Source organism: Pseudoflavonifractor sp. 524-17 (assembly GCF_009935845.1).
In the GTDB taxonomy this organism is placed as follows: domain Bacteria; phylum Bacillota; class Clostridia; order Oscillospirales; family Oscillospiraceae; genus Pseudoflavonifractor_A.
The window spans coordinates 1-2,124 of the sequence record NZ_QWEK01000112.1 but is presented as its reverse complement, the minus strand read 5'-3'; the positions used below and the strand labels follow the sequence as shown (position 1 = coordinate 2,124).

Sequence of the window (2,124 nt, the reverse complement as noted above, 5' to 3'; positions counted from 1 at the left end):
TTCTCTGTATTTTATTGGATAACTCATATCTTCATTATACTACTTCGTTTTGTGCTTTTTCAAGTACTATCACTATAGTAATGTCATTAAGTTAAAGGCATAAGAAAACAAATAAGAAAAAAGCATAAAAAGGATTGACAAATGGGAAAAAATGTGCGGCGAAGCCCTGAAAAGTGAAATTGCTTTTCAGGAGGAAGACACACATGAAATACACACCAGGTATATTGCGGGAGGTCCTGCATTCGCTGATTCGGAAACTGGGGGAGACGCCGGAACAGTTTGTCCGGCAGTCCGGACGAGACTTCACCCGGCCCCGGACGCTGCGTTTTGAGACGGTGATATCCCTGCTGCTCACCATGAGCGAAAACAGCGTTGGAAAGGCTTTGATTAAGCGCTTTAAAAGCATGGAGAACACACCGTCTGCCTCGGCATTTGTCCAGCAGCGGGAGAAGCTGCTGCCAGCAGCGATGGAGACGCTTTTCCAGGGGTTTACCGCCTGCCTGCGCCCCGCCGGACGTTTTCAGGGATACCGTCTGCTGGCGGCGGACGGATCCGACCTGAAGTCTGCCACGTATCCCGGGGATCCCGCTTCCTACCGGCCTGGGACAGCGCGTCAGCACGGCTGGAATCTTTGGCATTTGAATGCGCTTTATGATTTGCAAAATGGCATTTATACAGACGTAATTGTCCAAAAAGAACACGAAAAGGACGAGAAAGCGGCCTTATGCGCCATGGTGGACCACTCGGCTGTTTCCGGCCCGGTCATCCTTTTGGCGGACCGGGGATATGAAGCCTGCAACAACCTGGCCCACCTGGAGAAAAAGGGTTGGAACTACCTCATCCGCCTCCGGGACAAAAACCGGACCGTCGCATACGGACAGAAACTCCCTGATACAGCGCAGTTCGATATCCCGGTCCGAATCACCCTGGGCCGGCAGACAGCGCGGCAGCTGGAGCAGCTGGGCCTTGTGGTTCCAGCCTCCTATTACCGCGTCCCGCCCCAGATGACCTTTGACGATTTAGAGCCGAAAAGCACTAGTTTTACTGCCCTTTCTTTCCGAATCGTCCGTATTGAAACAGAAAACGGTGATACCGAGCTTCTCATCACTAACCTGGATCCGAAGTGCTTCCCGCCCGCCGCCTTGAAACGCCTCTACGCCATGCGTTGGGGGATCGAGACTTCCTTCCGCAGCCTGAAATACGCCGTTGGCCTCATCCGTCTTCATGCCAAGAAGCCGGACCTCGTCCTTCAGGAGATTTTCGCCAGTTTTCTCATCTTCAACTTTACCCAGGCGTCTATCTGGACTGTAGATACCGCTCAAAGCGCATCCAAGTATCTATGCCGCGTTAATTTCTCTGACGCCGTTTTTGCCTGCTGCGCTTTCTTCAGAGAGGCAGTCTCCGATCCGCTTCCGCTCCTTCGGCGAAAACTGCTCCCTGTCCGCCCCGGTCGAACCGCGCCAAGGCCAAAAATTACGGGCCACCGCATTTCCTCCTGCTACGCCTCCGCACGTTGAACCCCTTTTCACACTCCTTTTTCAGGCGGAGTTCCCTCCGTCCAGTTTTGCTGTCTATTTTTCCTTCCCTCAATTCCTTTTGCTCTTTTTTGAGCCCCCTGACTCTTTGGCGGGCGTCCTTGCGTGCCAACTTAATGACATTACTCAATTTGAGACGCATTTTTTATGAAAAAAATTTGCCAGCAAGGGAGCTGCCGTTTCTGAAAAACGAAGTGTTTACTTGACAAAGGAATAGTACATAAACCCTGCTGAATTTGTCGAATATTTGACACTTTTCTTGATATTTCGTATAATGTAAGTGTCACAAGGCCAGAAACGGTAACTGCCGGATTGGAGACTCAAATGATTAGACAGTCAGGCAATTTGAATGAAAAATGGACGGCCCTCTACGTCCGGCTCTCCCGCGACGATGAGAACGAGGGGGATAGCAACAGCATAGCACACCAGATCGAAATCCTCACCAGGTATTGTCAAGACCGTGAAATTTCCAGCTATAAGGTTTACAAAGACGACGGATGGAGCGGTACAAATTTCAAACGTCCCGGCTTTATGGAAATGATGGCCGACATTGAGGCGGGACTTGTCAGTATGGTGGTAGTCAAGGATA

General features: G+C 50.8%; 2 protein-coding genes. Both read left to right on the top strand.

Features of this window, described 5'->3' with window-relative positions:
- The first annotated feature begins 203 nt into the window (after positions 1-203).
- A complete protein-coding gene (locus tag D1159_RS18730) occupies positions 204-1,517 on the top strand; it encodes an IS4 family transposase (protein WP_161847100.1) in 1,314 nt (437 codons plus the stop codon).
- 342 nt (positions 1,518-1,859) lie between these two features.
- Positions 1,860-2,124: recombinase family protein (locus tag D1159_RS18725; RefSeq protein WP_161847099.1), on the top strand; the 265-nt coding region annotated here is incomplete at its 3' end.